Here is a 2,046-nt window from a genome sequence, read left to right on the forward strand (position 1 = left end):
CCGCACCTCAGGCGCGTCCAGGGCGAAGGCGCCCAGCGCCCGCTTCAACTCCGCCAGCTCCGGAAGATCGTCGGCCAGCGGCGCGCCCAGCACCGGCGCCGAAACCCGATCCGCCCCCAGCGCGCCGGTCGCGCTGATCCGCGTGATGGAATCCCGCACCAGGTCGAAGTCGAGGCGGCCCCGCGCCCCGTCCAGCGTCACGTCGCCGGTCGCCAGCCGCCGCGCCGTCAAGGTCGCCGGCCCTTGAACCTCGAAGGCCGCGCCCTTGCCCCCGGCCTGAATCGCGTTCGAGGCGACGACCGCCTGGGTCAGCCGGTTCTCGCCGAACCGGCCCGACGCCGCCGTCAGCCGCAGGAGCGAGGCCGCGCGCCATTTCATCTCCTGCCCCTCGGTCCCGCCCGACGTCGACAGGGTCAGGCGATTAAGGTCCAGCGCCGCCTGGCGAACCTCCATACCCTCGCCTTGAAGCCGGTCCGCCGTCGCCGTCGCCTTCGCCTCGCCCTTGAGGCTATAGGCGTTGAGCCAGCCTTCGACCGCCCCGGCGAAATTCATCGTCGCCGCCGCCTGACGCGCCGTCGTCCCGGCGCCGGCCAGTTCATCCGCCGTCAACCGCACGGTCAGACCGATCCGCCCGTCGCCGCGCCGGGTCTTCATGTCCGGGTAGGGCAGGTCGCCGCTGAGGCTGAGCGCAGCCCCCTGCCCGCCGACGCCCGCCACGGCGAAGCGCTCGGCCTGGGCGTCCAGCTTCACCGCCGTGCGGTCGCCCACGGTCGTCACCTCAATGACCCCGGCCAGGCCGCGCGCCTCGGTCTCGCCGCTCTTGAGCGAGGCGGCGGGCATTCGCCCCGACAGCCGCATCAGCTTGCCGTCGTCGATCCGCGCGTCCGCCAGCAGGCGAACCGGACCGTATTCGGTGTCGAGCCGCGCCTGGCCGCCTTCGACGATGACCAGAGGCGCGCGCGAATCCGGCTTGGGCGGCCTGCCGGTGAACTCCTCGACCAGGGGATCAAGGCTGCCCAGCGACAGCTCGCCGTCCTTCCACGCCGCGCGCACGATCGGGCGGACCAGACGGATGCGGCTGGGCGTCACCCCCAGCCCGGCCTTCGACCACGGCAGGCCCACGGCGTAGTCGACCTCGACCCGCTCGACCTTGAAGTCGGGGTTCTTGGGATCGCCGATGGAGACCTTGCCGACGAAGCCGTTGAGCTCCAGCCGTTCGACCTCGACGTCGGCGTCTATGCCCTTGCGGTCCAGCCAGCCGACCAGCAGTTCGCGCGCCGCCGCGCGCCGGTTCAGATAGAGGGCCGCCGCCAGCACCAGCAGCAAGGCCAGCAAGATCAGCAGCGTCCGGGCCGCCAGCCGCAGCCGCGGCGGCCTTCCCTTGCCGGACGGCGCGCCAGAGGAATGAGCGGGTCCGGCGTCGGACCCTGAGGTGGCGATGTCGTCGGTCAAGGGGGCGCGGCGTTCAACTTAACAGGAAGGGCAACAACGCCACAGAATGCGCGACAACAACAGTCGTTGCAGAATGAGCACTGCGGCGTGACACCTCCGCCACTACCAATCGACCTCGACTACAAGAAGGCGAAGTTTGGCGTGAGACTCACGCAGAACGCTAAATTACTGCACATCATCGCCGCCACGTTAACCAATCGTAACATTCCATCTTCCCAAGATGGGACGTGCGGGCTATACGGCTCGCTTCGCGTTCGTCGGGCGACCGGCAAACGCGTCGAGATTCGACTGTTTTGGCGCGGAACGCGTCGCCGACTTGCCGGGGACCCATGGCTCAGTTCGATCCTCGCCGCCAGCCTGTCCGGCTCGCGCCGCACCTGCTGACGACCTGCGCCGCTGTGGGCATCGCCCTGCTGGCCGGTCGTGGATATGAACAGGTGAAGGCCGAGGAAGTTCCGGCCCTGACCGCGGCGCAGATCGAATCGCTGGAAGCCCAGGCCTACGCCGCCGCCGCCGCGCCGGCCGGCATGACCGCCCCGGAAGCCATCCCCGTCCAGATTCGCCGCGGCGAGACCTTCGAGCAGGCCGTGCGCC

The 2,046-nt window shown here is 70.2% G+C and carries 2 pseudogenes; one reads left to right on the top strand and one right to left on the bottom strand.

The window, feature by feature from the left end:
- A pseudogene (locus tag BDIM_RS16685) lies at positions 1–1,452 on the bottom strand (intermembrane phospholipid transport protein YdbH family protein); the annotation flags it as partial.
- Between the two features lie 329 nt (positions 1,453–1,781).
- Here BDIM_RS16685 and BDIM_RS16690 point away from each other — a divergent pair.
- Positions 1,782–2,046: pseudogene (locus BDIM_RS16690) on the top strand (M23 family peptidase); the annotation flags it as partial.

The organism is Brevundimonas diminuta ATCC 11568 (genome assembly GCF_000204035.1).
Classification (GTDB): Bacteria; Pseudomonadota; Alphaproteobacteria; order Caulobacterales; family Caulobacteraceae; genus Brevundimonas; species Brevundimonas diminuta.